The organism is Massilia sp. AB1 (assembly GCF_018119385.1).
In the GTDB taxonomy this organism is placed as follows: domain Bacteria; phylum Pseudomonadota; class Gammaproteobacteria; order Burkholderiales; family Burkholderiaceae_D; genus Telluria.
The window spans coordinates 1-26,656 of record NZ_JAGKSG010000051.1; the positions used below are offsets into that span (position 1 = coordinate 1).

Below are 26,656 nucleotides of genomic sequence, written 5' to 3' on the forward strand. Positions count from 1 at the left end.
GGGGGGGGGCGCGGGCCCCCCCCCCCCCGCCCCCCCCCCCCGCGGCCCCCCCCCCCCCCCCCCCCCCCCCCGCCCCCCCCGCGGGGGGGGGCCCCCCCCCCCGCCTATCTTCTTCTCCCATGAAAAACAAGCGACGCCTGCTGCTGGCGCTTGCCGGCGCCGGCCTGTCCGGCTGCGCGTTTCCGCCGGCCCGTGCGGGCGACGCCATGTACCGCGCCGCGCTGGACAGCGCGCGCCGCCATATCCGGCAGGAAGGCGATTCCGTGTTCGGCAAGCCCTTCCTCGATGCAGCCTTCAGCAAGAACATCTTTCTGTGGGATACCTGCTTCCTGGCCTGCTATGCGAAATACCATCCGGACCTGCTGCCGATCGCCAACGCGCTCGATAACTTCTACACTGTGCAGGAGGCCGACGGCCACATCTGCCGTGAATACGACAGCAGGGGCAAACCGGTATGGCCCAAGGCCCATCCGGTGTCGGTCAATCCGCCGCTGCTCGCCTTCGCCGAGCTGGAACTGTTCGATCAAAGCCGGGATCTCGATCGCCTGCGCCGCGTCTATCCTGCCCTGAAGCGCAATTTCGACTACCTGCGCGGCTACCTGGTGCGCGAGGACGGGCTGTGCTTCAACGACGCGCTCGGCTCCGGCATGGACAATATTCCGCGCCATCCGGACGGCTGGCGGGACGACGGACAGGGGATTGCCCTGACCCCGCGCGATTCGCTGCCCTTCGACTACAACGGCCTGCATCCGGCCTGGAACGTGCAGGGCAGGGCGGTCGACACCTCGGCGCAGATGGCGCTGTGCGCCGAGAACCTCGCGCGCATCGCGCGCCTGGCCGGGCGTCCGGACGATGCCGTGGACCTGCTGCGCTTCCACGCCGCGATGGGGCAGGCGCTGAATCGCCTGTGCTGGCACGAGGAAGACGGCTTCTATTACGACCTCGGCTACGGCCAGCCCATCCGCCGCAAGCACATCGGCATGTTCTGGATGCTCCTGGCGGGCCTCGTGCCGCAAGAGCGCGTAGCGCCGCTGCTGCGCCACCTGACCGATCCGGCCAGCTTCTGGCGCAAGGTGCCTGTCGCGACTTTCCCCGCCAACCAGGCGGGTTTCACGCCGGAGGGCGGGTACTGGCTGGGCGGCGTCTGGGCCCCGACCAACTACATGGTGATCCGTGGCCTGCGGCGCTACGGCCAGCAGGCGCTGGCAGCCGGGCTGGCGCGCAGCTACTACGACTGCGTCGCCGAGGTCTACCGGCGCACCGGCACGTTCTGGGAGAACTATGCACCGGACGCCGCCGCACCCGGCATGCCGGCCAAACCCGATTTCTGCGGCTGGTCCGCGATCGCGCCCATCACCCTGATGCGCGAATTCATTGCTCCCGACAGGAGGGTCTCTCTCGATGCAACTTACTAAGCCTGCTTATTGCGCCGCGCTGCTGATGCTGACGCTGGCGAGCCTGCCCGCTGCCGCAGCCCTGCGCAGCGTCGGCGCCGTCGCCCAAAGCCAGCCCTTCGAAGGTGGCGTCGAGCTGCGCATGGCCAGCGGCGCGCGCGTGCGCGTCGGCTTCGCCACCCCGGACGCGGTCCGCGTGCGCATGAGTCCTGCTGGCCGCTTCGCCCCCGATGTCTCCTACGCGATCGACGGCGCGCCGCCCAGGGCCCGCGCCACGGTGACGAACAGGGGCGCCCTGACCGAGCTGCGCTCCGAGTCCGGCACCCGCGTGGTGATCCGCAAGACGCCCGAACTCGCGATCTCGGTGGTCGACAGCGCGGGCCGGCTGGTCGTCGGCGACGATCCGGCGCGTCCGATGGCCTTCAACACGAAGGACGGCTCCTTCGAGACCTCGATGCGCCGCGACGACTACGAGCTGTACTACGGCTTCGGCGAGAAGACCTTCCCGATGTCGCGGCACCAGCAGTCGATGGTGATGTGGAACGCGGACGTGCCGGACTACCCGGCCGGCCACGACCCGTCCTACCAGGCGATCCCCTTCTTCATCGCCCTCCATGAAGGCAAGAGCTACGGCCTGTTCTTCAACAACACCTGGCGGACCTGGTTCGACATGGGCAAGACCGATCCGCACCGCTACAGCTTCGGCGCCAAGGGCGGCGAGCTGGATTACTACGTCTTCACGGGCGGCGCCGCGCGCACCCCGGCCGGCGTCCTGCGCGACTACACGGCGCTGACGGGAAGGGGCGCCTTGCCGCCCCTGTGGGCGCTGGGCTACCACCAGTCGCGCTGGTCCTACATGAACCAGCAGCAGGTGCTGGACGTGGCTCAGGAGTTCCGCAAGCGCCGCATCCCGGCCGACGTGATCTACCTCGACATCGACCACATGGACGGCTTCCGCGTCTTCACCTGGAATCCGAAGACCTTCCCGGAGCCGAAGAAGATGGTGGACCAGCTGCACGGCCAGGGATTCCGCGCGGTGACCATCGTCGACCCGGGCATCAAGCTGGACCAGAACTTTTCGATCTACCGCAGCGGCCGCGAGCAGGGCGTCTATGTCCGCAAGGCGGACGGCAGCGAGCTGCACGAGAAGGTCTGGCCGGGCGTGTGCGCCTTCCCGGACTTCACCCTGCCGGCGGCGCGCGCATGGTTCGGCAGCCTGTACCAGGCGCCGCTCGACCTGGGCATCGACGGCTTCTGGAACGACATGAACGAGCCGGGCGTGTTCCCGGCCGACGGCTTCGACAAGCCCGAGATCGGCCTGGGACCGCAGCGCACCTTCCCGCTGGACGCCCGGCATGCCGGCGACGGCATCCCCGGTAGCCATGCGCAGTACCACAACGTCTACGGCATGCAGATGGCGCGCGCCAGCTTCGAAGGACTGCGCAAGCTGCGCCCCGAGAAGCGCCCGATGGTGCTCACGCGCGCAGGTTTCGCCGGCGTGCAGCGCTACGCCGCCGTCTGGACCGGCGACAATTCGCCGAACTGGACCCACCTGGCGCTGACCATTCCGATGCTGACCAACCTGTCGGTGTCGGGCGTGCCTTTTGTCGGCGCCGACGTCGGCGGCTTCATGGGCAGCGCCAGCGCCGAACTGCACGCGCGCTGGATGCAGGCGGCGGCGCTGACGCCTTACTTCCGCACGCACTCGAACGATGTCTCGGCCCCGCGCGAGCCCTGGTCCTTCGGCCCGGAATACGAGCGCATCAACCGCGGCGCGATCGCGCTGCGCTACCAGCTGCTGCCTTACCTGTATTCGCTGTTCGAAGCCAATGAGCGTACGGGCCTGCCGCCGATGCGTCCCCTGTGGTTCGACTATCCGGGCGATGCGCGCGCCAGCCTGGTCGAGGACCAGTTCCTGGTGGGCGGCGATTTGCTGGTGGCGCCGGTGCTGCACGAAGGCCGCACCAGCCGCGAAGTCTACTTCCCGAAGGGCAGCACATGGATCGACTGGTGGAGCGGCGCCCGCCACAAGGGCGGCACCTCGGCCAAGATCGCCGCGCCGCTCGACCGGCTGCCGCTCTACATCCGCGCCGGCGCCAGCGTGCCCACCGTGGCGGCGGTGCAGCATACCGGCGAGATGAAGGACCAGCCGCTGACGCTCGCCGTTGCGCTCGGGGCCAGCGGCAGCAGCCAGGTGTTCCAGGATGCGGGCGATGGCTATGGCTATCGCGAAGGAGCGTCGCGCATGATCAGGGTAAGCCAGGACGATCAGGGCGTGCGCCTGGACATCCCGGCCAGCCAGGGCTACCAGCGGGTGGGCGCGATCGAGTTCATCGGCCTGGCGGCTGCCCCGGGCACGGTCAGCATCGACGGCAAGCCGGTGCAGGACCTGAGGTTCGACCCGGCGACACGCCGTCTGCGCATCGCCCTGCCCGATGAAAACGTGAAGCAGGTGCTGATCGGCCGCTAGAGGTGCAACGCCAACCCCATCGGTTGGCGTTTTCTTTAGTGGTAGAAATAGGGATCAAGCACCGAGACTTCGGTGATGCTATTGACCGGCAGGCCGTTGCGCTCCGCGACCTGGCGGATGGCGTCGGGCGTAGGGGCGTCGTAAATGCAGAAGGTCCGTTGCTTGTCTGCGCTGACATAAGAGTGGACCCAGGTGACTCCCTGTTCGCCGTTCGCCTTGACGATGTTGCACAAGCCTTCCGCGCCGGCGGCATTCACGGGTACGTTCAAACCGTCGGGGAAGGTGCGTTCAACCATGTAGCGTGGCATCGCTGTCTCCTTGTCGTTGTGGTTAAAGACTTACCTGTCATGCAACATACTCCAAAAGGAGAGGGGCAACAACGAACCAGAGGGGAGAGCGCAGAAAGCAAAAAAGCCGACACGAGGTCGGCTTTTTTACTGAATTCTGTGGTCGGGGTGAGAGGATTCGAACCTCCGGCCTCTACGTCCCGAACGTAGCGCTCTACCGGGCTAAGCTACACCCCGACTGGGTTTGAGACGTCGTTTCCGGCATCTCGGGAAGGCATTACTATAGTCGTCTTAGTGGTTTCTGTCAACAGCAAAGCTGCAGAGCTGCAAGAGACTGCGCTTGTATTCGTTCTCCGGCAAGCCTTCGATCGCGGCCGCCGCCCGCCGTGCGGCCTGCTCGGCCTGCTGGCGGGTATAGGCCAGCGCGCCGCTCGAGGTGACGGCCGCCAGGACCGCCTCGAATTGCTGCTCGTCGCCCTGTTCGATGCAGGTGCGCACCAGTTCGCGCTGCTGCGGGCTGCCGTGTTCCATCAGCCAGATCAGGGGCAGGGTAGGCTTGCCTTCGCGCAGGTCGTCGCCCAGGTTCTTGCCGATCTCGGCGGCGTCGCCCGCGTAGTCGAGCACGTCGTCGATCAGCTGGAAGGCGGTGCCCAGCGAACGGCCGTACTCGCCGGCGGCGGCGATCTGTTCGTCGTTCGCGCCGGCCACCAGGGCGCCCAGCTCGGCCGCCGCTTCGAACAGCTTGGCGGTCTTGGAGCGGATCACCTTGAGGTAGCTGTCCTCGGTCACGTCCGGATCGTGCATGTTCAGCAGCTGCAGCACCTCGCCTTCGGCGATCACGTTGGTGGCGTCGGACAGGATCTGCATCACGCGCATGTCGTTCAGGCCGACCATCATCTGGAAGGAACGCGAGTACAGGAAGTCGCCGACCAGCACCGAGGCGGCATTGCCGAACAGGGCATTGGCGGTCTGGCGTCCGCGGCGCATCGAGGATTCGTCGACCACGTCGTCGTGCAGCAGGGTCGCGGTGTGGATGAATTCCACCACCGCCGCCAGTTCATGGTGGGCCGCGCCTTTGTAGCCGTAGGCATTGGCCAGCAGCAGCACCAGCACCGGGCGGATGCGCTTGCCGCCGGCGCTGATGATGTATTCGGCGATCTGGTTCACCAGGCTCACTTCCGAATGCAGGCGCTGCCGGATCACCGCATTGACGGCCTCCATGTCGGTCGCGATCGAAGAGGTGATGGAGTGTTGTTGGGCGTGTTGGATGGCGGCGGACAAGGCAAACCTGCAATAGATAGACAGAGAAGCAGTGAGTTTTTATCAATTGCGGGGATTATACGACAAGCCAGCAGTGCCCGTCCTCCTCAGTGGCGCGAAGGCTTCGTTGGTCCAATGCGACGCCGTCCGGCGGTCTGGATGTCACTTTGACGCGGGGCAGCAATTTATGTATAATCCTCTGTTCCCCGGCATTCCAGCAGTCCAGCGAGCAATTGGCGCTGATGCGTCGGTGAATCTTTTTAACATTTAACGAGGTTTCTCAATCATGTACGCGGTCATAAAAACCGGTGGCAAGCAATACAAAGTTGTCGCTGGCGAAAAACTCAAAGTAGAACAGATACCGGCTGACATTGGTTCCGAACTCACGATCGATCAGGTCCTCGCCGTTGGCGCGGGCGACAGCATCAAGTTTGGTGCTCCGCTGGTCGACGGTGCTTCGGTGCTGGTGAAAGTGGTTTCGCATGGTCGTCACGACAAGGTCCGTATCTTCAAGATGCGCCGTCGTAAGCACTACCAGAAGCGTCAGGGCCACCGCCAGAACTTCACCGAAATCCAGATCGTCTCGATCAACGGCTAATCGCCGTCCGGACACCCAGTCATAAGGAGCATTTAGAATGGCACACAAAAAAGGCGGCGGCACTACGCGAAACGGCCGTGACTCAGAAAGCAAACGCCTCGGCGTGAAGGTGTATGGCGGCCAGGCGATCAACGCCGGCGGCATCATCATCCGCCAGCGTGGTACCCCGGTGCGCGCAGGCGCCAACGTCGGTACCGGCAAGGACCACACCCTGTTCGCCCTGGTGGACGGCACGGTCAAGTTCGTCAAGCAAGGCGTCGGCTCGAAGCAATTCGTGACCGTCGTGGCGAACGAAGCAGTCGCAGCGTAATTCACGCAACGCGCCGCTCAGCGGCGCTCTTTGTAAGGCGCAAGCCTTCCATCGAAAGGCTCTGCCCACGGTAGGGCCTTTTTAGTTTTTTGGCGGTCATCATGAAGTTTATCGACGAAGCAAGAATTGAAGTCATCGCAGGCGACGGCGGCAACGGGTGCGCCTCGTTCCGTCGCGAGAAGTTCCGCCCCTTCGGCGGGCCCGACGGCGGCGACGGCGGCAAGGGCGGCTCGATCTGGGTGGTCGCCGACCGTAACATCAACACCCTGGTGGACTTCCGCTACTCCAAGGTGCACAACGCCCGCAACGGCGAACCGGGCCGCGGCTCGGATTGCTACGGCAAGGGCGCGGAAGACGTCTACCTGCGCATGCCGGTGGGCACCCTGATCGTGGACGAAGTCAACGGCGAAATCGTCGCCGACCTGACGGAACACGGCCAGACCGAACTGCTGGCCAAGGGCGGCGAGGGCGGCTGGGGCAACATCCACTTCAAGACCTCGACCAACCGCGCCCCGCGCCAGAAGACCGAGGGCAAGGCCGGCGAGCGCCGCACCCTGCGCCTGGAACTGAAAGTACTGGCCGACGTGGGCCTGCTGGGCATGCCGAACGCCGGCAAGTCGACCTTCATCACCGCCGTGTCGAACGCGCGCCCGAAGATCGCCGACTACCCGTTCACGACCCTGCATCCGAACCTCGGCGTGGTGCGCGTGTCGCACGCGAAGAGCTTCGTGATCGCCGACATCCCGGGCCTGATCGAGGGCGCGGCCGAAGGCGCGGGCCTCGGCCACCAGTTCCTGCGCCACCTGTCGCGCACCGGCCTGCTGCTGCACATCGTCGATGTGGCGCCGATGGACGGCAAGACCGATCCGGTCAAGGAAGCCAAGGCCCTGGTCAAGGAACTCGAAAAGTACGACGCCGAGCTGCTCAACAAGCCGCGCTGGCTGGTGCTCAACAAGCTGGACGTGGTGCCGGAAGAAGAGCGCAAGAAGCTCGCCAAGGAATTCGTCAAGCGCATGGGCTTCAAGGGCCCGGTGTTCGAGATCTCGGCCCTGAACCGCGAAGGCTGCGAAGACCTGGTGCATGCCATCTACAAGCACCTGGAAACTGAGCGCCACGTCGAACAGCGTTCCGAAGAAAAGCAGATGGTCGAGGAAGCGCGCACCATCTCGTCCATCGATCCGGACGATCCCCGTTTCAAGATTGTCGAAGACTGACTTGGCTGCGCAGTTGGCAACAAGCGCCGCTTTCTCCAAGCGCGACTGGTGGCGCGTCCAGCTCCTGCAGCTGGTCGCCACCACCAGCTCGCTGGCCGCGCTCGCGGCCATGCTCGACCCCGACCGCATCGCCACCGCGATGGGTCTGTTCCTCGTTGGCGTGAACGGCTACAGCCAGTTCTACGCCATCTACGTCGGAGTGCGCCTCGCCACCGCGGGACTGGCTCTGCTGGCGTCCAGACAGGTTGACCAACCCGTCCTCGGCGACCTCACTGCAGTATTCCTTTTGGCCCAGCCGGCCGGGCGCCTGGTCGCAGCCTTTGCGATCGGCCTGCCGACGGGCGTATTATTAGTCGTCTGCGCGGTTGAGTTGCTGGCAGGACTTTCCCTGCTGGCGCTGCGGCCGCGAGGGAAAATCCTGTCGCCATGAACTCCGTCCTCCAGTCCTCCTCCCGCATCATCGTCAAGGTCGGCTCCTCGCTCGTCACGAACGAGGGGCAGGGCCTCGACCACACCGCCATCGCCCGCTGGGCGTCCCAGATCGCCGCCCTGCGCACGCTCGGCAAGGACGTCGTCCTGGTGTCCTCCGGCGCCATCGCCGAAGGCATGCTGCGCCTGGGCTTCGCCAGCCGCCCGACCGACATCCACGAGCTGCAGGCCTGCGCCGCCGTGGGCCAGATGGGCCTGGCGCAGATCTACGAAACCAGCTTCCGCACCCACGGCATCAAGACCGCCCAGGTGCTGCTGACCCACGCCGACCTGGCCGACCGCGAGCGCTACCTGAATGCGCGCTCGACGCTCACGACCCTGTTGCGCCTGGGCGTGGTGCCGATCATCAACGAGAACGACACCGTGGTCACCGACGAGATCAAGTTCGGCGACAACGACACCCTCGGGGCGCTGGTCGCCAACCTGATCGAAGCCGACGCCCTGGTGATCCTGACCGACCAGCGCGGCCTGTACTCCGCCGACCCGCGCAAGGATTCGGACGCGCGCCTGATCGGGGAAGCCCAGGCCGGCGATCCGGCGCTGGAAGCCATGGCCGGCGGCGCCGGCAGCAGCATCGGCCGCGGCGGCATGCTGACCAAGGTGCTGGCCGCGCGCCGCGCCGCGCGCTCGGGCGCCCACACCGTGATCGCCTGGGGCCGCGAAGAAGACGTGCTGACCCGCCTGGCGGGCGGCGAAGCGATCGGCACCCAGCTGACCGCCGCCACCGGCCGCCTGACGGCGCGCCGCCAGTGGATGGTCGACCACCTGCACACCACCGGCGAGGTGGTGATCGACGCGGGCGCGGTCCTCAAGCTCACCAGGGAAGGCAAGTCGCTGCTGCCGATCGGCGTGCTGGCGGTGAACGGCGAATTCGGCCGCGGCCAGGTGATCACCTGCGTCGACGAAAACGGCCGGGCGCTGGCGCGCGGGTTGACCAATTACGCGAGCAGCGAAGTGCGCCGCATCATGCGCCATTCCTCGAGCGAGATCGAACGCATCCTGGGCTTCGTCGAGGGGCCTGAATTGGTGCATCGCGATAACATGGTCTTGCTGTAACCGAAAGGTGGGCGCTTGCTCACCTTTTCTTTATGTTGCAGATTGGACACAGGCTCGATTCACCGTCGCCCAGGCGGCGCTCGTTAACTGTTTCTTGAAACTATAAGTCGTTAGACTAGCGGCAATATTGTGCAATGCACATCACGCTGCTGGAGACTGTTTCATGAAACTGAGCCGTAAACTGCCCTTGGGCTTCGCCACCGTCACCTTGCTGGTCGCCTGCGCCGGCTTCTTCGGGGTGTCGCAGATGAATCGTTCCGTCGACTCCTACCGGGCCGCCGTGGCCGAAGCCGGCCAGGCGCAGCAGGTCGAGGCCTTGCTGTCCGAATTCCGCAAGCAGCTCCAGGAGTGGAAGAACACGCTATTGCGCGGCAAGGACGAGGCAGAGCGCCGCAAGTACTGGGACGCCTTCCAGAAGAACGAAGCCCAGGTCGACGCCCAGGTCAAGGCGCTGCTGACGCAACTGCCCGCGGGCGAGGTGCGCGAACTGGTGGCGCAGTTCGGCGCCGCCCACGCCATCATGGGCCAGGACTATCGCCGCGGCTACGCCGCCTTCACCGAGGCCGGTTTCGACGCGCCGGCAGGCGATGCGGCGGTCAAGGGCAAGGACCGTGCGCCGGCGGAACTCCTGGTCAAGGCGCAGAAGGCCATGTCGGCGCGCAGTGCGGCCAGTGCCGCCCTCGCCGACGAGGTCAGCGCGCGCGCCACCTTCCTCAGTAACCTGTTCATGCTGCTCGGTACGGCGGCGGCGGTGGTCGCCGGCGTCCTGGTGTCGCGTTCGATCACCCGTCCGCTGGACGAGGCCGTCGAAGCGGCCAGAAGCGTGGCGGCCGGCGACCTGCGTACCCAGATCACGATCCGCGGCGACGACGAGACCGGCCAGCTGCTGCTGGCGCTGAAGGAGATGTCGTCCAGCCTCAACCGCATCGTCCACGAGGTGCGCGGCGGCGCCGAGACGATTGCGCTGGCGTCCAGCGAGATCGCGCGCGGCAACCTGGACCTGTCGGGCCGCACCGAATCGCAGGCCGGCGCGCTCGAGGAAACCGCCTCGTCGATGGAAGAGCTGACCTCGACCGTCCAGCAGAACGCGGACAATGCGCGCCAGGCCAGCCAGCTGGCGGTGTCGGCGGTCGACGTCGCCACGCGTGGCGGCAAGGTGGTCGAGCAGGTGGTCGGCACCATGGCCTCGATCGACGCTTCGTCGCGCAAGATCGTCGATATCATCGGCGTCATCGACGGCATCGCCTTCCAGACCAATATCCTGGCGCTGAACGCGGCGGTGGAAGCGGCGCGCGCCGGCGAGCAGGGGCGCGGCTTCGCCGTCGTGGCCAGCGAAGTGCGCAACCTGGCGCAGCGCTCCGCCACGGCGGCAAAGGAGATCAAGACCCTGATCGGCGCGTCGAGCGAATGCGTCGAGGCCGGCAACCGCCTGGCCGGCGAAGCGGGCGCGACGATGAGCGAGATCGTCGCCAGCGTACGCCAGGTGATGGACATCATCGGCGAGATCAGCGCGGCGAGCCAGGAGCAGCGCGCCGGCATCGCCCAGGTGAACCAGGCGATCGGCGAGATGGATGCGGCCACCCAGCAGAACGCGGCCCTGGTCGAGGAAGCGGCGGCCGCCGCGCAAGCACTGCGCGAACAGACCGTGGCCCTGACCGGGGTGGTCAGCGTGTTCAGGCTGGACGACGAGCAGCCGGCGGCGCGCGTTCCCACGCCGGCCGCGGCGCGTGGGCGTCCCGTGCTGCGACGGGTCGCCTGAGGCAGGTTTTACTGTCGGGAAAACTTAGGGGTATGATGCGCGGATCTCATCGATTGGAAAGCCCATGCAGCCATCCGCCCCTCTAGCCGTCGTCCAGGCCCAGCTCGACGCCTATAACGCCAAGGACCTGGACGCCCTCATGTTTGCCTATGCCCCGGATGCGCAGCAATTCGCCCTGCACGGGGCGCTGCTGGCCGAAGGACATGCGCAGATCCGCCCGCGCTACGAGGAGCGCTTCCTGGAGCCGGACCTGCACGCGCGCGTCCTGTCGCGCACTGTGATGGGGAATTTTGTCACCGACCTCGAACTCATCACCCGCAACTTCCCCGAAGGGAAAGGCACGCTCGAGATGCTGTGCGTGTACGAGGTGGTCAACGGGCGCATCGTGCGCGCCTCCTTCGCCGCCGGCGAAAAGCGGCTCTATTCGGCCGATTCGTCCGCCAGTTCCGCCGCCTGAGCGGCGGGATCGAGCACGCCGGCGGGCGCCGGCGTCTTGTCCTTGAATTCGCACAAGTCCACGATCAGGCAGTTCCAGCACTTGGGGCGGCGCGCCACGCAGGTGTAGCGGCCATGCAGGATCAGCCAGTGGTGGGCGTCGTGCAGGAATTCCTTCGGCACGAACTTGAGCAGCTTCTGCTCGACGATGTCGACGTTCTTGCCCGGTGCGATCCTGGTGCGGTTGGCCACCCGGAAGATGTGGGTATCGACCGCCATGGTCGGCTCGCCGAAGGCGGTGTTCAGCACCACGTTGGCGGTCTTGCGGCCCACGCCCGGCAGGGACTCGAGGGCTTCGCGCGAAGGCGGCACCTCTCCGCCGTACTGGTCGACCAGGATCTGGCAGGTCGCCATCACGTTCTTGGCCTTGGTGTTGTACAGGCCGATCGTCGAAATGTAAGACTTCAGTTCTTCCAGTCCGAGATCAAGGATTTTCCGCGGCGTGTTCGCCACCGGGTAGAGCCGGCGCGTGGCCTTGTTCACGCCGACATCGGTCGACTGGGCCGACAGCAGCACCGCGATCAGGAGCTCGAAGGGCGTCGTGAATTCGAGCTCGGTGGTGGGCTTGGGATTGGCGGCGCGGAAGCGCGTAAAGATCTCGAGACGTTTGGCGGGATTCATCTGCTTAGTTCTTGTCCGGAGGGTTCCCGGCTGCCTTCTGGCGAGCGCGCTCCATGGCGGCCGCGATGATGGCGCGCTTGCGCTCCTTCTCGGCCAGTTCCTCCGGCGTGTTGGCCGCCTCGGCGGTGACCGCGCGCATTTTCTCCAGGGCCTTGGCGGCGAGGCGGGCGTCGTTCTCTTCGCGCTCGCGGCGCAGGCGCTCGGCGCGGAAATCGTGGCGCGCCCTGGCGGCGTCGGCCGCTTCCTGCGACCAGGCGTCCCAGCCGGTCGCTTCTCCCGTGACCGGGATCATCGAAATGCAGTCGACCGGGCAGGGCGCTACGCAGAGGTCGCAGCCGGTGCACAGGCTGGGAAGGATGGTGTGCATTTGCTTGGCCGCGCCCAGGATGGCGTCCACCGGGCAGGCCTGGATGCACAGGGTGCAGCCGATGCACAGCGATTCGTCGATGAAGGCGACCGGGCGCGGTCGTTCGACGCCGTTGGCCGGATTGATCGGGATGAGCTTGCGTCCCGTGGCGGCGGCCAGGCGGCGCACGCCTTCCAAGCCGCCCGGCGGACACTGGTTGATCTCGGCTTCGCCGCGCGCGATCGCTTCCGCATAAGGACGGCACGCGGGGTAGCCGCACTTGGTGCATTGCGTCTGCGGCAGCAGGTCTTCGATCTGGTCGGCGAGGGACTTGGTCACGGCGGGGCGGGATTGGTAAAGCCGACATTATCCGCCAAAACCGCCTAACGTGCGACGTTCGGCGCAGCGGGGCAGTATCGTGGTCGAGCGAACAGACCGGGGGGCAATTCCGTGATGTAGTACGCGCTGAGAGAGAACAAGGAGGGGCATTGAGATGAACGAGTTGATCGTACCGGTCTTGCTTGCCGCACTCCTGTCGAGCGGCCCGGGCGCACATGCGCAGCAGCGGGCACAAGGGGGGCAGCATGCGGCCTTGCACGACGCGAGCGTGCAGCAGGCAGGGAAGGCGAGGCAGACCGTGCGCTTTCGCAGCGTGGAAAGCTTCGGGGAACTCAAGCGCGGAGAGCAGCTGCCGCCGCGTTACCGGACCCATCATTACGTGATCGAGAACTGGCGCGCCCACAAGCTGAGCGAGCCGCCGCGCGGGCACCAGTGGGTGCAGGCGGGGGCGAGTTATGTGCTGGTGGGGATTGCGACGGGGGTGGTGACGGAGGTGGTGGTGGCGCGCTAAGACTGTGCTGCGTGAACTTGGGGCGGAACAATGCCAGTGGCATTGTTCCGGCCTTCGCCGGAACGACGTTGAACGAAGGTGGCTGGTGTACGGCCAGCTCGACTTCGATCGCTAACTTGAAGACCGTCGTACGCGCCACTGGCCCCAAGTTCGTTGCAAAGCACGAGTGCAAAAAAAATGCCGCGGACCCCCGCGGCATTTTCCGTTAACCCTTGAAGATCAGCGATTCGCCTGAATAAACTCCGTAATCTTCGGGCAAATAATCTCGCGCCAGCGGCGGCCTGAGAAGATGCCGTAGTGCCCGCACTTCGGCGCCACGAACCTGAGATGCTTGTCCTTCGGGATCCCGCTGCACAGCTCATGCGCCGCGCTGGTCTGGCCCAGGCCCGAGATATCGTCCAGCTCGCCTTCCACGGTCATCAGGGCCACGGTCTTGATGTCCTGCGGACGCACCAGCTGGCCGCCGACCTCCCAGGTGCCCTTGGGCAGGCGGTGCTCCTGGAACACGGTCTTGATGGTCTCGAGGTAGTACTCGGCCGGCATGTCCAGCACCGCGTTGTACTCGTCGTAGAACTGGCGATGCGCCTCGGCCGAGTCGTCGTCGCCGCGCACCAGGTGCTGGTAGAACTCGCGGTGGCTCTGGGCGTGGCGGCCCGGGTTCATGGCGATGAAGCCGGCGTGCTGCAGGAAGCCCGGATACACCTTGCGGCCGAAGCCCGGGTAGTTGCCCGGCACCGAGTAGATCACGGTGTTCTCGAACCAGGAGAAGGGCTTCTCGGTCGCCAGGTCGTTGACGGCGGTCGGCGACTTGCGCGGATCGATCGGGCCGCCCATCATGGTCATGGTCTTCGGCAGCTTGGGGTCCTTATTCGACGCCATCAGCGAGATCGCGGCCAGCACCGGCACGGTCGGCTGGCACACCGAGATCACGTGCACGTCCGGGCCGAGCAGGCGGATGAAGTCCTGCACGTAGTAGATGTAGTCGTGCAGGTGGAAGGGGCCGGCGGACAGCGGCACCATGCGCGCGTCGGTCCAGTCGGTGATGCAGACATCGTGGTCCACCAGCAGGGCGCGCACGGTGTCGCGCAGCAGGGTGGCGTGGTGGCCCGACAGGGGAGCGACCACCAGCACCTTCGGCTGGTTCAGGGCCTCGAAGGCCTGGTCGCCCAGGTCTTTCTTGAAATGCAGGAGCTTGCAGAACGGCTTTTCAACGACCGTACGCTCCATGATGCCGACGTCTTCTCCCTTGATCTTCACGGAATGGATGCCGAACGCCGGCTTTTCGTAGTCTTTCCCCAAGCGATACATCAGCTCGTAGCCGGCAGCGATACGCTGGGCGAAAGGGGTGTGCGCGAACGGCGAGACCGGGTTGGAAAATAGTTTCGAGGACGCATCGGCCCACTGCATCAGCGGGGTCAGGAAGGAGCGTTGCATCTCGTGCAGTTGGTAAAGCATAGGTAAATCCTTCAGTAGACAGTGCGCGCCGCAATCGTTTGCGCGTAGCTGCAATCAATTATAGGGGATACTGATTTACTTGTGGAAACAGTCGTTTTCACACCCCTGCTACGTATGGTTCACTTGTAGCATATTTGTGCAGTGCGGTTCGGTGAGGCGTCCCACATAAGTTGATATGCGCGTGTTTGTGACGAGGAGTTTGTCGTAGGGGCGTTACTGAACAAGGGGAGGGCGATGCTACTTCGTCACTTCGAGGGGAGGAGAAGCGTTGTTGGTTTGCGGAGAAACTTTGGTTCCGGCCTTCGCTGGAACGACGTGCTGAGAGCAGCGGTAGCTTGTTGGTCTTCCACCTGCCTTGAGACCGTCGTTCCGGCGAAGGCCGGAACCCAAGTTCGTTGCGCACCGCAACAGGTAAAAAAAATGCCGCCCCGAAGGGCGGCATTTGGACGATACCTGAAGAGATCGCTTAGTCGAACACCGGCGTCTCGACACCCAGGATCTTGTGCAGCTTCGGCGACGTGGTCGTGTACTGCATGTGGATCTTCTTGTCCGGGAAGATGTACGGCGCGGCGCCGAAGGCGGCCAGCGCGGCTTCGTGGAAGCCCGACAGGATCAGCTTCTTCTTGCCCGGATAGGTGTTGATGTCGCCCACGGCGAAGATGCCCGGCACGTTGGTCTCGAACTTCTCGGTGTCCATGACCTTCAGCTGGCGGCGCTCGATGTCCAGGCCCCACTCGGCGATCGGACCCAGCTTCGGCGACAGACCGAAGAAGACCAGCAGCATGTCCAGCGGCACGCGGCGGGTCACGCCGTCGGCGCCGGTCACCTTCACTTCGCTCAGCTTGCCGTCTTTTTCGTCGAAGCCGGTCACCTGGCCGGTGATCAGCTGCATCTCGTACTCGTCGCACAGGGCCTTCATCTTGGCGACCGAGGCCGGCGCCGCACGGAAGTCCTCGCGGCGGTGCACCAGCACGACCGATTCGGCCTTGCCAACGAAGTTCAGGGCCCAGTCCAGCGCGGAGTCGCCGCCGCCGCAGATGACCAGGTTCTTGCCTTCGAACAGGGCCGGATCCTTGACGCGGTAGAACAGCTGCTCGGCTTCGAACTTCTCGATGCCGTCGACCTTCAGGGTGCGCGCCTGGAACGAACCGACGCCGGCGGCGATGAAGATGGTCTTGGTGATGAAGCGGGTGCCGGTCGAGGTCTCGACGTTGAAGCGGCTGTCTTCACGGCGCTGGACGGTGGTCACTTCCTGGCCCAGGTGGAAGGTCGGCTCGAACGGCTCGATCTGCTTGAGCAGGTTGTCGGTCAGTTCCTGGCCGGTGCACACCGGCACGGCCGGGATGTCGTAGATCGGCTTGTCCGGGTACAGTTCCACGCACTGGCCGCCGACGGCCGGCAGCGAGTCGATGACGTGGGCTTTGATTTCGAGAAGGCCGAGTTCGAAGACCTGGAACAGGCCAACCGGACCGGCGCCGATGATCACGGCGTCGGCTTCGATGGCGCCGGCAAACGAACTGTTGGGAGCGATGCTGCCCGCTTCGTGGGTGGCACTGATAGTCATGCTTACTTCCTGTGATTTTCTGGATGGTTGGGCGATGGCGGGCCTTCCCGCCATCGGTGGCGACACCCTGCGGCGCAGTCCGCTAAGCGAACCCGGGCGCCGTACGCGTCAGCGAGCCAGCTGGCTCAGCTTGTCCTTGACGTCCTTCCACTCTTCCGCGTCCGGCAGGGCCGGCTTGGTCTTGGTGATCGACGGCCAGGAACGCGCGAGGTCCGCGTTGAGCTTGATAAATTGCTGCTGATCGCCAGGCACGTCCTCTTCGGCATAGATCGCATTCACCGGGCACTCGGCCACGCAAACGGCGCAGTCGATGCACTCGTCGGGGTCGATGGCAAGGAAATTCGGGCCTTCCCGGAAACAATCTACCGGGCATACATCGACGCAGTCGGTATAGCGACAACGGATGCACGATTCGGTGACAACGTGGGTCATAACAGTCCTATCAATGGTGGGGGTGTCGCGTCGCCGGGCGCTTCGAACGTGGGCCGGCGGGACAATGCAAAGCACTGTATTTTAGGGCAATTCGGGTTTTCCTACAAATTAGCCTTATACACAATACACATAAGCAAATGAAGGGAAAAAGGCCCTTGTGCCGTCGAAAACCTGCACGAGCGTGCAATTTTAATACGTCCCGAAGCCTTGCCGCGCAATCCACGCGCAGCCCGATCGCCCCCGTCAGGCGCTGCGGCGCAGCCCGTCCAGCAGGTGCTGCCAGTCCCCGCCGCTGCCGTCCTCGCGCAGGAAGACCGTGTGGCAGCGCGGCCCGTCCTCGACCGTGATTTCCCAGCGCGGCATATCGGCCCCGAGCGGACAGGGCGGCTCGGCCTGGAAGAAGTCGAGCCGCCGCAGCAGGTCTTCGAGCGCCGCGCCCTCGGGGCGGGCGGCGGTGTCGAGTTCGTAGGATTCCGCCAGGCCGGCGAAGCCGCCGCAGGCGCGTGCGCTGATCTTCATGGCCGGGCCTGTGCTCCCACATCGGCCCGGCAGCCGTCCAGCTGGTATTCGGGCAGCTGCATGGTCCCGCAGCAGGCGTGGCGGTCCTGGCGCGCACCGGGCGCGTCGCGCACGCAGGGCGCGAGCCGGGTGCCGGGGAGGACATCCTCGGTCAGGGCTGCGCCGGCCTCGACCACCTCGCGCCGGGTGAACTGGTTGCGGATGAAGTTGGCGTAGGCGGCCGGGCGGCCATCCTCGCCCACGATGCGAAGCATCTCGTTGACCACGTCGGCATAGCTGGCGGCATCGTCCGGCGCGGCGATCAGGGCGCGCAGCACCACGCCTCCCAGGTAGGCGGCGACCCGGTGCAGCACGGCGGCGTCGTCCTCGCGCCCGGGATCGCGCTCCCAGGCGAACAGGTCGGCCAGCACGTCGTAGACGGCGCCGGTGAACACCTGCGAGATCGCATGCACCTGGGTGCCGGCCTGGCTCAGCCTGAGATCGTTGTCGGCGTTGCGCAGCCCGGCGCCCATGCCGATCGCCACGCCGAACTGCTCGGCGATGATGGCGAGGAAGGATTTGTCGTGCAGCTGCGCCTTGGTCTGGGCCACCACGGCTTCGCACTGGTCGAGCTGGGACAAGGCCAGGAAAATCGCGGTGAGGTCGCCGAAGGATTCGTGCAGCCCGCCGGTCTGGGGAGGCGCGTCGGCGAGCAGCCAGCGCGGCTTGAGCCCGTCGAGCACGGCGTGGGCGGTCTCATGGGCGACGATGTCGAAGGAGCGGCAGGTGTAGACCCGGTCGGCAGGTTCGTTGGTGCCGTCGGGAATGAAGTGTCCGAACTTGAGGCAAGCCTGGGCCCGGCTGTAGAAGGCGTTCATCACGTCGGACAGGCCGTGCGGGTAGATGCGCAAGGGGCTGCTGTCCAGGCCGCTGTTCCATTGCCAGGGCAGGGGCAGGGCCAGGCCGGCCGCGAGCAGGGCGCGCTGGTACATGGTGAGCGTCTGCCGCACCACGGCGAAGGTGTGCACGGCGTCGAACTGGGGCGTGTCGGGCTGGGTGACGAAGTCGCCGGCCTCGTTCGGCTCCACCGGATCGATGCCGGGCTCGCCGGGCGCGATGCGGGCGTCGCGCGGGCCGGCCAGCACCGCCTCGGGTAAGTAAGCGCGGCGGGTGCCGATCTCGCTGACGGAGGGGTCCTGCTTCCACATCAGCACGCGCGCGCCGAAGGCCTGGGGCAGGGCTGGCGCTTCGATGAGGTTCTCGTTGCCGGCTTCATAGCCGGCTTCATTATCGGCTTCGCCGGGTGTTTCCGGCAGCAGGGCATGTGCTTCCATGTCAACTCCTTGAGATGTCGCGGGCTGCGCTTTTATGGTCGCGCGCTGCGCTGCTCAAGCATTGACACTCATCAATTGATGCTGCTCCAAGCCGTGGAATGTGGCGGACTCTGGCATGGACCGCTTCCAACTGGCATCATTGCGGATTGTCTTGCAATCGATTAGGAAGGAAAGCGTCAGATGGCGGAATTGAAGATCGTCCAGGAGCACAGCCTGAGCCCGGCGGCGGCACGCACGGCGGCGGAACAGGTGGCGCAGCGCCTGGCGGCGGAACTGGGACTGGCCTGCAAATGGGAGGGCGACGTACTGCGCTTCGAGCGCAGCGGCGTGGATGGGGACTTGCGGCTGGAAGGGCAGAGCGCTTCGCTGCGCATCCGCCTGGGCATGCTGATGAGCGCCTTCGCGCCGGCCATCGAGGCCAAGGTGGCGGAAAAGATGCGGAAAGTGTTCGTTCCCGCCTGAGGAAACGACGCGCCGCCGTGCAGGCGGCGCGATCAGCCAGTCAGCCCTTCAGCTCTTCGATCAGGTCGATATACTGCTGCTGGGCGTCTTCCTGCGAGGTGCCCTTCAGGGCCGCCCAGGCATCGTACTTGGCGCGGTTGACGAAATCGGTCATGCCCGGACGCTCGCCGGTCGCGTCGCCCGCCGAACCCTGCTTGAACAGCGCGTAAATCTTCAGCAAGGTCATGTTGTCCGGACGCTCCGGCAGATTCTTCGAATCCTGCTGGGCCTGGGTGAACTGTTCCTGCAAGCTCATGGAAACTCCTGTGTGGTTGGTTGATGTGCTTGCCGTCTGGGCAATGCGGCAGGCATCTTAGCGCAGGAGCTCGGCGCGGACGGAGGAAACGGCCGCATTTTAGAGGGGAAGCTCGAATGACAAGGGACGCCGCGGCGTCCCTTGTGCTTTCCGATCAGACGGCGAGCAGGTCGACGTCGAAGATCAGGGTGGCGTTCGGTGGGATCACGCCGCCGGCGCCGCGCGCGCCGTAGCCCAGGCTGGCCGGGATGGTCAGGCGGCGCGAACCGCCGACCTTCATGCCCTGCACGCCTTCGTCCCAGCCGCGGATCACGTGGCCGGCGCCGAGGGCGAACTGGAACGGATCGTTGCGGTCCTTGCTCGAGTCAAACTTCGCGCCGGTCGAGCCGTCGTCGTTGCGCAGCCAGCCGGTGTAGTGGACGGTGACGTACTGGCCGGCCTTGGCTTCCGGGCCGTCGCCGACAACGGTGTCTTCGTACTGCAGGCCGGAATCAGTGGTGATGGTGGACATGGTATTCCTTGTTGTTCATGTTGAACGGGGATTGTAGTCCATGGCGCGCCAAGGCGTCACGCACGGCACGGGGCAGGGCCGCGATGTGCGTAAAATGACAATACCGCCAACCGACCTAGAAGGAGGATGCATGCCGCTTGCCGCCCGCCCCGGAGTCCGCCAATGAAGGGCGTCGCCACCGCCTACCGCCGCGCGCTGCGCGCCCAGTTCACCGGCCGCATGCTTCTCCTCTCGGCCACGCCTTTGGTCCTGTCGCTGCTGCTGTGGGGCGTGGTGCTGTGGTTCGGGCTGCAGCCGCTGCTCGACTGGCTGCATGGCCTGTTCTCCGAGTACGACGCCTTCGAGACCAGCGGCAACGTGCTGGCCACCCTGGGCCTGGGCATGCTCAAGGTGGTCGTGGTGCCGCTGCTGGCGATCGCGCTGCTGCTGCCGCTGATGATCGCATCAAGCCTGCTGTTCATGGGCGTGGCCGCGATGCCGGCCATCGAGCGCCATGTCGGCAACCGCCAGTATCCCAAGCTCGAAAAGAAGGAGGGCGGCAGCTTCGTCGGCAGTGTCGCCATCAACCTCGGCAGCTCGGCCATGTTCGCCGTCCTGTGGCTGTTCACCCTGCCGCTGTACGCGATCCCGCCGCTGGCCTGGCTGGTGCAGGCCAGCCTGTGGGCCTGGGTGACCTCGCGCGTGATGAGCTACGACGCACTGGCGGCCCACGCCAGCCCGGCCGAGCGCCAGGCCCTGATGCGCACGCGCCGCATGCCGCTGCTGGCGATCGGCCTGGCCACCGGCCTGGCCGGCGCGCTGCCCGGCATCGCCTGGATGGGCGGCGCCGTGATCTCGATCGTGCTCTTTCCCTTGCTGGCCCTGCTGTCGCTCTGGCTCTACATCATGATCTTTTTGTTCGCGGGACTATGGTTCCAGTACTACTGCCTGGAGGCACTTGAAGAGTTGCGGGCGGAAGGGGTGGCGCAGGCGGTTTGAGCCCGGCGTGTGCACGGCTGCACGGGTTCGCGCGTTGATGGCATGGGCGGCCACAAACGGCGATTCTCCCGTAGTGGCACACTGGAGGCTTGAACAAGCTTCAGCATAAAACGGGGGACGCATGGGGTTCGGCCTGATCGTCGTGGGCGACGAGATTTTGTCCGGCAAGCGCCAGGACAAGCATTTTTCCAAGGTGGTCGAACTGCTTGCCGAGCGCGGCTTGCAGCTGTCCTGGGCCGAGTTCGCCGGCGACGACCCCGTGCGCCTCACGCAGACCCTGCGGCGCAGCTTCGCGGGCGAGGACATCGTGTTTTCCTGTGGCGGCATCGGGGCCACGCCGGACGACCACACGCGCCAGTGCGCGGGTGCGGCGCTGGGCCTGCCGCTGATGCTGCACGCCGAGGGCCGGCGCCACATCGAGGAGCGCATCCGCGAGACGGCGCTGGAAGCGGGCAGGGAGCCGGACTTCAGCGCACCGGAGAACCTGCAGCGCCTCAAGATGGCCGAGTTCCCGCAGGGCGCGCAGCTGATCCCGAATCCCTACAACCGCATCGCCGGCTTCTCGATCATGGAGGGCCGCGCGCCGCATCACTTCGTGCCCGGCTTCCCGGTCATGGCCTGGCCCATGATCGCGTGGGTGCTCGACACCCATTACCCCCACCTGTTCCATCGCGAGGCCTATGCCGAACGGGCCTTGCTGGTCTACGAACAGGCGGAGGCCGCGCTCACGCCCTTGATGGAGCGCCTGCAGCGCGAGCACGAGGGTGCACGGGTGTTCAGCCTGCCGAGCGTGGGCGATGCGCAGACGCGCCGGCATATCGAATTGGGAGTGAAGGGTAGGCCGGAATCGGTGGCGGCGGCCTATGCCGCGATGTGCGCCGAGCTCGATCGGATAAAAGCAGAGTATCGACCTTTATAAATAGGCATGTCGCGCAGTTAAGCTAGTCGTTGTTTTTTTGCGAAAATATTCCACGCACATCAAAATTGTTAAACCGTGTCTCGCGCGTGTCGTATTGATGTGGTGGAATATTACCTACGGACGGTGCCATCTGGAGTGAGATCGCATCGGCCGCTGTATGCGAACCAATGACCACCTCGATCACTCGAACAGACCAGTAGCAGATGGCGAGCAGGTTGGCGGGGATTGCACGTAAAACGATTCAGACCAGTTAAGCCATCATCATGGAAAGTATTCGCCGTTTCGGACGGCCCAGTTTTGTATTCGATGTATTCGGCAGGTGGCGCGATCGCCCCGCTGCCGCGACGCCTTCTGTGCATGCGGCCCCAGCGCCGGCGCTCGCCTCCGCGGGAGGCAACGATGTTCCCCTCTACGAAGCCTACCCCCACCTCGGCGGTGCGCCGGGCGGCGGCGGTTCCGATGCGCCCGAGCCCAAGCCGCGCAAGCGCCGCTGGAAGCTCTGGCTGTTCTTCGGTTCGGCCCTGTTGGCGGCCCTGCTGGCCGCCTGGGCCGCGCTCGAGATGAAAACCTCGCGCCTGCAGGCCAAGATCTTCGCCGAGATGGCCGAGGACCTGAACTGGCGCGTCGAAAAAGGCCCGAGCAACGCGATCCGCTTCCCGGCCGCCAGCCCCTACGACACGCGTCTCGGCTACGCCAGCCTGCCGCAGTACATCGACAAGCTGCAGGCGCGCGAGTACTCGGTCGCGGCCCAGGCGCGCATGTCGCCCAAGATGGTCGAGTTCGCCGACCGCGGCCTGTACGCCACCTTCCACGAGAAGACCAAGGTCGGCCTCGAGATCCTCGATTGCCGCAGCCAGCCGCTGTTCACCTCGCGCTTCCCGGAGCGCTATTACCACAAGTTCGATGAGGCGCCCTCGCTGCTGGTGCAGAGCCTGCTGTTCATCGAGAACCGCGAGCTGCTCGACGCGAAGCACCCGAGCCGCAACCCGGCGGTCGAATGGGACCGTTTCTCGAAGGCCGTGTTCGACAAGTCGCTGTCCAGCGTCGGCCTGGGCGGCGAAGGCCGCGTGGCCGGCGGCTCGACCCTGGCCACCCAGATCGAGAAGTACCGCCACTCGCCGGAAGGCCGCACCAGCTCGCTCTCCGACAAGCTGATCCAGATGGCCTCGGCCACCCTGCGCGCCTACCAGGACGGTGAAGACACCACCCAGGCGCGCCGCCGCATCGTGCTCGACTACCTGAACACGGTGCCGCTGTCGGCCAAGCTCGGCTACGGCGAAGTGAACGGCATCGGGGACGGCATGTGGGTCTGGTACGGCCGCGATTTCAACCAGGTCACCCAGATGCTGAAAGGGCCGATGACCAGCCCCGAAGCGGTGCTGGCCTACAAGGAAGCGCTGTCGCTGATGATCGCCCAGCGCCGTCCGGCCTATTACCTGGGCGCGGGCGAGAACGACCTCGAAACCCTCACCAACAGCCACCTGCGCGTGCTGGCCCAGGCCGGCGTGATCTCGCCGCAGTTGCGCGACGCCGCGCTCAAGGCGCAGCTGCACCCGGCCCAGGGCTCGGGCGTGGCGCCGCCGCCGGCCGACGCCTTCGTGTCGCGCAAGGCCGCCAACGCGGTGCGCAACCACCTCGGCTACCTGATCGGCGACTCGCGCCTGTACAACATCGACCGCCTCGACCTGTCGGTGGTCTCGACCCTGGATGCGGAAGTGCAGCAGGCCGTGACCGCGGCGCTGCGCAAGCTGACCGACCCGGGCCATGCCCAGGAAGCCGGCCTGACCGGCAAGGGCCTGCTCGGCAACGGCGACCCGGCCAAGGTGGTGTACAGCTTCACCCTGATGGAGCGGGGCGAGCACGTCAACTACCTGCGGGTCCAGACCGACAACTACGACCAGCCGCTCGACATCAACGAAGGCGCCAAGCTCGACCTCGGTTCGACGGCCAAGCTGCGCACCCTGGTCACCTACCTCGACATCGTCGACCAGCTGCACAAGCGCTACGAGCCGATGGACAAGATCGGCCTGATGGGCGTGAGCGTCGATCCGAAGGACCGCATGTCGCAGTGGGCGATCGAGTACTTCCGCAGCTTGCCGGAGAACGCCGACCGCGGCCTGACCCCGATGCTCAAGGCCGCGATGGAGCGCAAGTATTCGGCCAACCCGGGCGAAGCCTTCTTCACCGGCGGCGGCCTGCACACCTTCGGCAACTTCAGCAAGCTGGACAACAGCAAGATCATGACGGTGCACGAAGCGCTGCGCCAGTCGACCAACCTGGTGTTCGTGCGCATGATGCGCGACGTGGTGCGCTACTACATGTTCCAGCTGCCGGGCTCCTCGGCCCAGCTGCTGGCCGACGCCGACGATCCGCGCCGCGCGGAATACCTGTCGCGTTTCGCCGACCGCGAGGGCAAGGACTTCCTGGCCAAGTTCTGGAACAAGTACAAGGGCAAGACCCCGGCCGAGATCGAGACCATGCTGTTCTCGGGCGTGCGTCCGATGGCGTCCAAGCTGGCCGCCGCGCACCGCACCGTAGCGCCGAACGCGACCCTGGAACAGTTCGCCGAGTTCATCGACAAGTCTCTGCCGTCGAGCAACGACATGGATCCGGACCGCATTCCGAAGATGTACGAGATGTACGATCCGAAGAACATGTCGCTGGCCGACCGCGGCTACGTGGCCTCGGTCCACCCGCTCGAACTGTGGCTGGTGAGCTACCTGCGCACCCATCCGAAGGCCGGCTGGACCGAAGTGACCAATGCCAGCGTCAAGGAACGCCAGGAAGTGTACTCGTGGCTGTTCAAGACCCACCGCAAGCATGCCCAGGACAAGCGTATCGCCGGCCTGCTCGAAGTGGAAGCCTTCCTCAAGATCCACGCCCAGTGGAAGAAGATGGGCTATCCCTTCGAATCGCTGGTGCCGTCCTATGCGACCACCCTGGGCGCCTCGGCCGACCGTCCGGCCGCACTCGCCGAGCTGATGGGCATCATCGTCAACGGCGGCGTGAGGAAGCCGGTGGAGCGCATCGACTCGCTGCACTTCGCCAAGGACACGCCTTACGAGACCCTGGTCAAGCGCAACAAGGGCGGCGGCAAGGAACAGGTGCTGGCTCCCGAGGTGGCGCGCGAGGTCGCGGATGCGATCCAGGGCGTGGTCCGGGAAGGCACCGCCAAGCGCGTCAAGACCGCCTTCGTGCAGTCCGACGGCAGCGTGATCGCGGTGGGCGGCAAGACCGGTACCGGCGACCAGCGCTTCGAGGTGTATGCCCGTGGCGGCCGCGTGATCGAATCGCGCTTCGTGAACCGGTCGGCGACCTTCGTGTTCAACATCGGCGAGCGCTTCTTCGGCAGCATGACCGCTTATGTGCATGGCCCGCAATCGGGCGACTACGACTTCACCAGCGCCTTGCCGGTGCAGTTGCTGACGACCCTGGCGCCGAGCCTGATGCCGATGATCGAGCCGACCCCCGGCGCTGCGCAGCTGACCACGGTGCCGGGCCTGGTGCCGCCGGCGCCGCCTGCGCCGCCGGCCGTGATCGATCCGGTGACCGGCCTGCCGGCTCCGGCTCCGGCGCCGGCCCCGGCTCCAGTGGCCCGGGTTGTGGCGGCGCGGCCTCCGTGCGTCCGTTGAGCGAACCGGGTGAGGTGAAAAAGCGCGGCGCAAGGGAAGGAGCAATGCGCCGCGCTGTCTTGAAGGTGCGCAGCTTCAGCATCGTCTCGCTGCGCGACCTGCTGGTAGCCTCCGGTCCGACCATCCTGGTCGTGATCGCCGCCGTCGCGCTGGCCTACTGGTGGGTCGATCCGGCCCCGCCGCGCCGGCTGGTGCTGGCCACCGGGCAGGAGAACAGCGCCTACGAGGAGTTCGGCAAGCAGTACGCCCGGATCCTCGCGCGCGACGAGATCACGGTCGAACTCCAGCCTTCGCTGGGCTCCCAGGAAAACCTCGAACGCCTTATCGCGGGCAAGGCCGACATCGCCTTCGTGCAGAGCGGCTCGACCGACGACGGCCAGGCCGCGCGTCACGGGCTGGTCTCGCTCGGCAGCCTGTTCACCGAGCCGGTCTGGCTGTTCCTGCGTGCGGAAGCGAAAGTCGCCAAGCTGACCGACCTGAAGGGCAAGCGCATCAACCTCGGCCCGGCCGGCACCGGCGTGCCGCGCCTGTTCCGCCAGGTGCTGGCGGCCAACGGCGTCGAGCCCGGGGATTTGCGCATCGGCACCCTGGCCAACACGCCCGCCACGGTGGAACTGCTGGAAGGGCGTATCGACGGCCTCGTGTTCAGCTCGGCGCCCGAAGCGCCGCTGATCCAGATGCTGCTGCAGACGCCGGGCATCCGGCTGTTCGATTTTTCCCAGGCCGAGGCCTACACGCGGCGCCTGCCTTTCCTGACCCATGTGGTGCTGCCGCGCGGGATCGTCGACCTGGGGCGCAATATTCCCGCCCAGGACTATCACCTGATCGCGCCGACCGCTACCCTGGTGGCGCGCGAGGAGCTGCATCCGGCGCTGGTGGGGCTGTTCGTGAAGGCGGCCTATGCGATCCACGGCGGGGCAGGGTGGTTCCAGCAGCAGGGGCAGTTTCCCTCGCCGAAGTACACCGAGATCCCGGTGGCGGACGAGGCGGCGCGCTATTACCGCGACGGGCCGCCTTTCCTGCAGCGCTACATGAGCTTCTGGCTGGCCAACCTGCTCGACCGGCTGGGCGTGATCGCGGTGGCGCTGGCGGCCCTGCTCATTCCCTTGTCGAAGATCGTACCGCCGCTGTACGTGTGGCGGGTGCGCTCCCGCGTTTACCGCTGGTATGGCGAGCTGAGGGCGGTGGAGCAGGCGATGGAAAGGGCGCAGGGCGAGGAGCGCGAGGTCGTCAGGCAGGATCTGCTGCACCGGCTGGACGATATCGAGGAACGGGTGAATCACATTTCGATCCCGCTGGCGTTTGCGGATGCTTTATATGGGCTGAGGAGCCATATCAACATCGTCCGTCAGCGGATCATGGCGGGGACGGTGACGGAGTAGATCTTTACGCAAACTTGGGTCCCGGCCTTCGCCCACTGCTGTCCA

Annotated in this window: 26 protein-coding genes and 1 tRNA gene; 15 read left to right on the forward strand and 12 right to left on the reverse strand. The window is 65.8% G+C overall.

The window, feature by feature from the left end:
• Positions 1 to 1,415, forward strand: a 1,415-nt coding sequence (locus J8847_RS20720; RefSeq protein WP_211526606.1) for a trehalase family glycosidase, incomplete at its 5' end; no start/stop codon positions are given.
• A complete protein-coding gene (locus J8847_RS20725) occupies positions 1,402 to 3,864 on the forward strand; it encodes a glycoside hydrolase family 31 protein (protein WP_211526607.1) in 2,463 nt (820 codons plus the stop codon). The genes J8847_RS20720 and J8847_RS20725, both read left to right, overlap by 14 nt.
• A 35-nt stretch (positions 3,865 to 3,899) precedes the next feature.
• On the opposite strand, the gene J8847_RS20730 is transcribed toward J8847_RS20725, so the two are convergent.
• The 3 genes from J8847_RS20730 to ispB all read right to left on the reverse strand — a co-directional run bounded on the left by J8847_RS20730 (position 3,900) and on the right by ispB (position 5,432).
• Positions 3,900 to 4,172, reverse strand: coding sequence for a DUF4242 domain-containing protein (locus tag J8847_RS20730; protein WP_211526608.1), 273 nt, complete (start codon positions 4,170 to 4,172; stop codon positions 3,900 to 3,902).
• Positions 4,173 to 4,311: 139 nt separating this feature from the next.
• Positions 4,312 to 4,388, reverse strand: a tRNA-Pro gene (locus tag J8847_RS20735).
• A 54-nt stretch (positions 4,389 to 4,442) separates the two neighbouring features.
• Entirely contained in the window at positions 4,443 to 5,432 is a 990-nt protein-coding gene (ispB, locus tag J8847_RS20740; RefSeq protein WP_211526609.1) for an octaprenyl diphosphate synthase, read from the reverse strand.
• A gap of 265 nt (positions 5,433 to 5,697) precedes the next feature.
• On the opposite strand from ispB, the gene rplU reads away from it, so the two are divergent.
• The 7 genes from rplU (at position 5,698) to J8847_RS20775 (ending at position 11,294) form a co-directional block, all read left to right on the forward strand.
• The gene (gene rplU, locus J8847_RS20745; protein ID WP_211519308.1) at positions 5,698 to 6,009 is read left to right on the forward strand and encodes a 50S ribosomal protein L21; all 312 of its coding nucleotides are present in this window, start codon (positions 5,698 to 5,700) and stop codon (positions 6,007 to 6,009) included.
• Between the two features lie 37 nt (positions 6,010 to 6,046).
• A complete protein-coding gene (gene rpmA / locus J8847_RS20750) occupies positions 6,047 to 6,319 on the forward strand; it encodes a 50S ribosomal protein L27 (RefSeq protein WP_005668438.1) in 273 nt (90 codons plus the stop codon).
• A 101-nt stretch (positions 6,320 to 6,420) separates the two neighbouring features.
• A complete protein-coding gene (cgtA, locus tag J8847_RS20755) occupies positions 6,421 to 7,533 on the forward strand; it encodes an Obg family GTPase CgtA (protein WP_211526610.1) in 1,113 nt (370 codons plus the stop codon).
• 1 nt (position 7,534) lies between these two features.
• Positions 7,535 to 7,963: a hypothetical protein gene (locus J8847_RS20760; protein ID WP_211526611.1), complete on the forward strand. Its 429-nt coding sequence runs from the start codon at positions 7,535 to 7,537 to the stop codon at positions 7,961 to 7,963.
• Entirely contained in the window at positions 7,960 to 9,078 is a 1,119-nt protein-coding gene (gene proB, locus J8847_RS20765) for a glutamate 5-kinase (RefSeq protein WP_211526612.1), read from the forward strand. Before J8847_RS20760 ends, proB begins: the two co-directional genes overlap by 4 nt.
• A 163-nt stretch (positions 9,079 to 9,241) precedes the next feature.
• The gene (locus tag J8847_RS20770) at positions 9,242 to 10,837 is read left to right on the forward strand and encodes a methyl-accepting chemotaxis protein (RefSeq protein ID WP_211526613.1); all 1,596 of its coding nucleotides are present in this window, start codon (positions 9,242 to 9,244) and stop codon (positions 10,835 to 10,837) included.
• Positions 10,838 to 10,901: 64 nt separating this feature from the next.
• A complete protein-coding gene (locus J8847_RS20775; RefSeq protein ID WP_211526614.1) occupies positions 10,902 to 11,294 on the forward strand; it encodes a nuclear transport factor 2 family protein in 393 nt (130 codons plus the stop codon).
• On the opposite strand, the gene nth is transcribed toward J8847_RS20775, so the two are convergent.
• Together nth and rsxB are read right to left on the reverse strand one after the other, a co-directional pair.
• Entirely contained in the window at positions 11,258 to 11,953 is a 696-nt protein-coding gene (nth, locus tag J8847_RS20780) for an endonuclease III (protein WP_211526615.1), read from the reverse strand. The genes J8847_RS20775 and nth overlap by 37 nt on opposite strands.
• Positions 11,954 to 11,957: 4 nt before the next feature.
• Positions 11,958 to 12,638, reverse strand: coding sequence for an electron transport complex subunit RsxB (rsxB, locus tag J8847_RS20785; RefSeq protein ID WP_211526616.1), 681 nt, complete (start codon positions 12,636 to 12,638; stop codon positions 11,958 to 11,960).
• Positions 12,639 to 12,792: 154 nt separating this feature from the next.
• Between rsxB and J8847_RS20790 the strand changes: the two genes are divergently transcribed.
• Positions 12,793 to 13,149 carry an RcnB family protein gene (locus J8847_RS20790; RefSeq protein ID WP_211526617.1) on the forward strand — a complete coding sequence of 119 codons (357 nt, stop codon included), beginning with the start codon at positions 12,793 to 12,795 and terminating at the stop codon, positions 13,147 to 13,149.
• A gap of 219 nt (positions 13,150 to 13,368) precedes the next feature.
• On the opposite strand, the gene J8847_RS20795 is transcribed toward J8847_RS20790, so the two are convergent.
• The 5 genes from J8847_RS20795 to J8847_RS20815 all read right to left on the reverse strand — a co-directional run bounded on the left by J8847_RS20795 (position 13,369) and on the right by J8847_RS20815 (position 18,432).
• Positions 13,369 to 14,604: a polyhydroxyalkanoate depolymerase gene (locus J8847_RS20795; protein WP_211526618.1), complete on the reverse strand. Its 1,236-nt coding sequence runs from the start codon at positions 14,602 to 14,604 to the stop codon at positions 13,369 to 13,371.
• Positions 14,605 to 15,070: 466 nt separating this feature from the next.
• Positions 15,071 to 16,168: an NAD(P)/FAD-dependent oxidoreductase gene (locus J8847_RS20800; RefSeq protein WP_229429671.1), complete on the reverse strand. Its 1,098-nt coding sequence runs from the start codon at positions 16,166 to 16,168 to the stop codon at positions 15,071 to 15,073.
• A gap of 108 nt (positions 16,169 to 16,276) precedes the next feature.
• The gene (fdxA, locus tag J8847_RS20805) at positions 16,277 to 16,600 is read right to left on the reverse strand and encodes a ferredoxin FdxA (protein ID WP_211519300.1); all 324 of its coding nucleotides are present in this window, start codon (positions 16,598 to 16,600) and stop codon (positions 16,277 to 16,279) included.
• 243 nt (positions 16,601 to 16,843) lie between these two features.
• Positions 16,844 to 17,119, reverse strand: a complete 276-nt coding sequence (locus tag J8847_RS20810; protein ID WP_211526619.1) for a protealysin inhibitor emfourin — start codon at positions 17,117 to 17,119, stop codon at positions 16,844 to 16,846.
• A complete protein-coding gene (locus J8847_RS20815; protein WP_229513088.1) occupies positions 17,116 to 18,432 on the reverse strand; it encodes a hypothetical protein in 1,317 nt (438 codons plus the stop codon). Before J8847_RS20815 ends, J8847_RS20810 begins: the two co-directional genes overlap by 4 nt.
• 180 nt (positions 18,433 to 18,612) lie before the next feature.
• Here J8847_RS20815 and J8847_RS20820 point away from each other — a divergent pair, with 180 nt between their 5' ends.
• On the forward strand, positions 18,613 to 18,894 hold the full coding sequence (locus J8847_RS20820; RefSeq protein ID WP_211526620.1) for a polyhydroxyalkanoic acid system family protein: 282 nt from the start codon (positions 18,613 to 18,615) through the stop codon (positions 18,892 to 18,894).
• Between the two features lie 40 nt (positions 18,895 to 18,934).
• Here the strand turns inward: J8847_RS20820 and J8847_RS20825 are convergent, their stop codons facing one another.
• Positions 18,935 to 19,189, reverse strand: a complete 255-nt coding sequence (locus tag J8847_RS20825; RefSeq protein ID WP_211526621.1) for an acyl-CoA-binding protein — start codon at positions 19,187 to 19,189, stop codon at positions 18,935 to 18,937.
• Between the two features lie 154 nt (positions 19,190 to 19,343).
• Entirely contained in the window at positions 19,344 to 19,700 is a 357-nt protein-coding gene (locus tag J8847_RS20830) for an FKBP-type peptidyl-prolyl cis-trans isomerase (protein ID WP_211526622.1), read from the reverse strand.
• Positions 19,701 to 19,862: 162 nt separating this feature from the next.
• Between J8847_RS20830 and J8847_RS20835 the strand changes: the two genes are divergently transcribed.
• The 4 genes from J8847_RS20835 (at position 19,863) to J8847_RS20850 (ending at position 26,611) form a co-directional block, all read left to right on the forward strand.
• The gene (locus J8847_RS20835) at positions 19,863 to 20,678 is read left to right on the forward strand and encodes an EI24 domain-containing protein (protein WP_211526623.1); all 816 of its coding nucleotides are present in this window, start codon (positions 19,863 to 19,865) and stop codon (positions 20,676 to 20,678) included.
• A gap of 121 nt (positions 20,679 to 20,799) precedes the next feature.
• Positions 20,800 to 21,597, forward strand: coding sequence for a molybdopterin-binding protein (locus J8847_RS20840; RefSeq protein ID WP_211526624.1), 798 nt, complete (start codon positions 20,800 to 20,802; stop codon positions 21,595 to 21,597).
• A 353-nt stretch (positions 21,598 to 21,950) separates the two neighbouring features.
• Positions 21,951 to 25,229 (forward strand): transglycosylase domain-containing protein, encoded by a 3,279-nt coding sequence (locus J8847_RS20845; RefSeq protein ID WP_373999958.1) that lies wholly within the window; start codon positions 21,951 to 21,953, stop codon positions 25,227 to 25,229.
• 44 nt (positions 25,230 to 25,273) lie between these two features.
• Positions 25,274 to 26,611 carry a TAXI family TRAP transporter solute-binding subunit gene (locus tag J8847_RS20850; protein WP_211526626.1) on the forward strand — a complete coding sequence of 446 codons (1,338 nt, stop codon included), beginning with the start codon at positions 25,274 to 25,276 and terminating at the stop codon, positions 26,609 to 26,611.
• Positions 26,612 to 26,656: the final 45 nt, after the last annotated feature.

Excerpts from the sequence above, each read along its gene's own strand:
- J8847_RS20725 (WP_211526607.1), top strand. The coding sequence starts at position 1,402 with ATGCAACTTACTAAGCCTGCTTATTGCGCCGCGCTGCTGATGCTGACG.
- J8847_RS20730 (WP_211526608.1), bottom strand. The coding sequence starts at position 4,172 with ATGCCACGCTACATGGTTGAACGCACCTTCCCCGACGGTTTGAACGTA.
- rplU (WP_211519308.1), top strand. The coding sequence starts at position 5,698 with ATGTACGCGGTCATAAAAACCGGTGGCAAGCAATACAAAGTTGTCGCT.
- rpmA (WP_005668438.1), top strand. The coding sequence starts at position 6,047 with ATGGCACACAAAAAAGGCGGCGGCACTACGCGAAACGGCCGTGACTCA.
- cgtA (WP_211526610.1), top strand. The coding sequence starts at position 6,421 with ATGAAGTTTATCGACGAAGCAAGAATTGAAGTCATCGCAGGCGACGGC.
- proB (WP_211526612.1), top strand. The coding sequence starts at position 7,960 with ATGAACTCCGTCCTCCAGTCCTCCTCCCGCATCATCGTCAAGGTCGGC.
- J8847_RS20770 (WP_211526613.1), top strand. The coding sequence starts at position 9,242 with ATGAAACTGAGCCGTAAACTGCCCTTGGGCTTCGCCACCGTCACCTTG.
- J8847_RS20775 (WP_211526614.1), top strand. The coding sequence starts at position 10,902 with ATGCAGCCATCCGCCCCTCTAGCCGTCGTCCAGGCCCAGCTCGACGCC.
- nth (WP_211526615.1), bottom strand. The coding sequence starts at position 11,953 with ATGAATCCCGCCAAACGTCTCGAGATCTTTACGCGCTTCCGCGCCGCC.
- J8847_RS20790 (WP_211526617.1), top strand. The coding sequence starts at position 12,793 with ATGAACGAGTTGATCGTACCGGTCTTGCTTGCCGCACTCCTGTCGAGC.
- J8847_RS20795 (WP_211526618.1), bottom strand. The coding sequence starts at position 14,604 with ATGCTTTACCAACTGCACGAGATGCAACGCTCCTTCCTGACCCCGCTG.
- J8847_RS20800 (WP_229429671.1), bottom strand. The coding sequence starts at position 16,168 with ATGACTATCAGTGCCACCCACGAAGCGGGCAGCATCGCTCCCAACAGT.
- fdxA (WP_211519300.1), bottom strand. The coding sequence starts at position 16,600 with ATGACCCACGTTGTCACCGAATCGTGCATCCGTTGTCGCTATACCGAC.
- J8847_RS20810 (WP_211526619.1), bottom strand. The coding sequence starts at position 17,119 with ATGAAGATCAGCGCACGCGCCTGCGGCGGCTTCGCCGGCCTGGCGGAA.
- J8847_RS20815 (WP_229513088.1), bottom strand. The coding sequence starts at position 18,432 with ATGGAAGCACATGCCCTGCTGCCGGAAACACCCGGCGAAGCCGATAAT.
- J8847_RS20820 (WP_211526620.1), top strand. The coding sequence starts at position 18,613 with ATGGCGGAATTGAAGATCGTCCAGGAGCACAGCCTGAGCCCGGCGGCG.
- J8847_RS20825 (WP_211526621.1), bottom strand. The coding sequence starts at position 19,189 with ATGAGCTTGCAGGAACAGTTCACCCAGGCCCAGCAGGATTCGAAGAAT.
- J8847_RS20830 (WP_211526622.1), bottom strand. The coding sequence starts at position 19,700 with ATGTCCACCATCACCACTGATTCCGGCCTGCAGTACGAAGACACCGTT.
- J8847_RS20835 (WP_211526623.1), top strand. The coding sequence starts at position 19,863 with ATGAAGGGCGTCGCCACCGCCTACCGCCGCGCGCTGCGCGCCCAGTTC.
- J8847_RS20840 (WP_211526624.1), top strand. The coding sequence starts at position 20,800 with ATGGGGTTCGGCCTGATCGTCGTGGGCGACGAGATTTTGTCCGGCAAG.
- J8847_RS20850 (WP_211526626.1), top strand. The coding sequence starts at position 25,274 with ATGCGCCGCGCTGTCTTGAAGGTGCGCAGCTTCAGCATCGTCTCGCTG.